Raw genomic sequence first — 1,990 nt, forward strand, 5'->3', positions numbered from 1 at the left:
CGGTGCCGCGGCCGGTCGCCCTGCCCATCGTGGCGGTGCAGCAGGCGCACGAACGCATCCGCGAGGCCGCCGAGCGGTTGGCGCGCCAGGAAAGCGACCGCTCGACGTTGCTGGCGCAGCTCGAGGATCGCGTGACCGCCCGCACCGGCGAGCTTGCCGCCTCCGAGGCCCGCTTCCGGCTGCTGGCCGAGACGACCACGGACATGATCGTCCTCGTCGATGCGGACGGCGGCTTCCGCTACGTCTCGCCCGCCGCCGAAACCCTGGTCGGCGCGCGCCCGGAGACGCTGATCGGCTGCCGCCTGAGCGACCTGACCATTGCCGCCGACCTGCCGGAGGTGGTCGCGTTCAAGCGGGCGCTTCTGGACGGCGAGACCGTCGCCCCCTGCATCTTCCGCCTGCGCGCGGCCGACGGCCGCATCGTCTGGGTCGAGGCGGCGGGACGGCGCGTCAGCGACGAAGAGGGCGGCGTCGGACCCACGGGGTCGGTCATCACGCTGCGCGACGTCTCCGAGCGCAAGGCGGACGAGGAACGCATCGCCCGCGCCGCCGCGGCCGCCCAGGCCGCCGACCGCGCCAAGTCCGAGTTCCTTGCCCGCATGAGCCACGAGCTGCGCACGCCGCTCAACGCCGTCATGGGCTTCGCCGAACTGCTGACGCACGACCGCAGCCTCAATGCCGCGCAGTCGGAGTGGGCCGGCCACATCGTCAGCGGTGGCCGTCAGCTGCTGCGCCTGATCGAGGACGTGCTCGATCTCGCCCGCATCGAGGCGGGCCGGTTGAAGGTCGAGATCGGCGACGTCGCCGTCGCGCCGCTGCTGGAGGAGGCGATGCACATGCTGCGCCCCGCGGCCGAGGCGCATGGCGTGCGGCTGACGGCGGACCCGGTCGCCGCGGATGTCGTGGTGCGCGCGGACAGGGGACGGCTGTTGCAGGTACTGCTCAATCTCGGCTCGAACGCGATCAAGTACAACCGCGCGGGCGGCCATGTCAGGCTAAGCGTTGGCTCGGCGCCCGCGACCGGGGATGCGGCCGACGAGGAGGCGGCGACGGCAAGCGAGGATGCGGCGGTGGGAGAGGCGGCGTCCGGATGGCTGCGCTTCGTCGTCGCCGATGACGGGCCGGGCATTCCCGTCGGCAAGCTGCGCGACATCTTCCGTCCGTTCAGCCGCCTCAACGAAGGGCGGGGGCGGGTGAAGGGCACCGGCATCGGCCTGTCGATCACGCAGCAGCTCGTCGGCCTGATGCACGGGCGGATCGATGTGGTGAGCGACACCGGACAGGGGGCGGTCTTCACCGTTCATCTGCCGGGCGGCCTCGCCGCCGCGCCCACCGGCGCCGAAGGACAGGCCGACGCGTCGGCGACCACGTCGCTCGATTTCTCGATCCTCTATATCGAGGACACCGACAGCGCGACGCAGCTGATGCATGCGATCGTCGGCTTCATCCCGGGCGCCCGCCTGTTGACTGCCGCGAGCGGGATCGAGGGCGTGCGGATGGCGCAGGACAGTCGGCCGGACTGCATCATCACCGATATCCGGCTGCCCGATCTCGACGGATTCAAGGTGCTGGCGGCGCTGCGGAACCATCCGACGACGGCGGACATACCGGTGATCGCGGTCAGCGGCGAGGCGATGCCGGATTCGGTGGCGCTCGGCCGCAGCGTCGGGTTCTTCGCCTACGTCACCAAGCCGTTCCGGCTCGATGACCTGATCGAGGTACTCGGCGCGGTGCGCGGGCGTGTCGCCGGGCGGACGAGGCTGGAGACGGCCGCCTGAGCGGCGGCCGTCATCCGTTCCGTCGTCAGTAGCCGTAGCCTCCGCCGCCCGGCGGCGGGTAGTAAGCCGGCTGCGGCGGTCCTCCGTAGCCCGGCGGGGCACCGTAGCCCGGCGGTGGATAGCCGGGGCCGCCATAGGCCGGGGGTGGTGGCGGCCGCGGTGTCGTCGCCGCGCCACCGATCGCGCCGACCGCGCCGCCGATCAGCGCGCCG

Annotated in this window: 2 protein-coding genes; one reads left to right on the forward strand and one right to left on the reverse strand. The window is 72.4% G+C overall.

Annotation, left to right across the window (positions count from 1 at the left end):
• Window positions 1-1,778 (forward strand): PAS domain-containing hybrid sensor histidine kinase/response regulator (locus B8460_RS00045; protein ID WP_048859524.1); only part of this gene is annotated, 1,778 nt, incomplete at its 5' end.
• Between the two features lie 25 nt (window positions 1,779-1,803).
• Here B8460_RS00045 and B8460_RS23030 read toward each other — a convergent pair.
• Window positions 1,804-1,990: hypothetical protein (locus tag B8460_RS23030; protein WP_206742632.1), on the reverse strand; the 187-nt coding region annotated here is incomplete at its 5' end.

Origin of the sequence: Acidisphaera rubrifaciens HS-AP3, from assembly GCF_000964365.1 — a bacterium.
Classification (GTDB): Bacteria; Pseudomonadota; Alphaproteobacteria; order Acetobacterales; family Acetobacteraceae; genus Acidisphaera; species Acidisphaera rubrifaciens.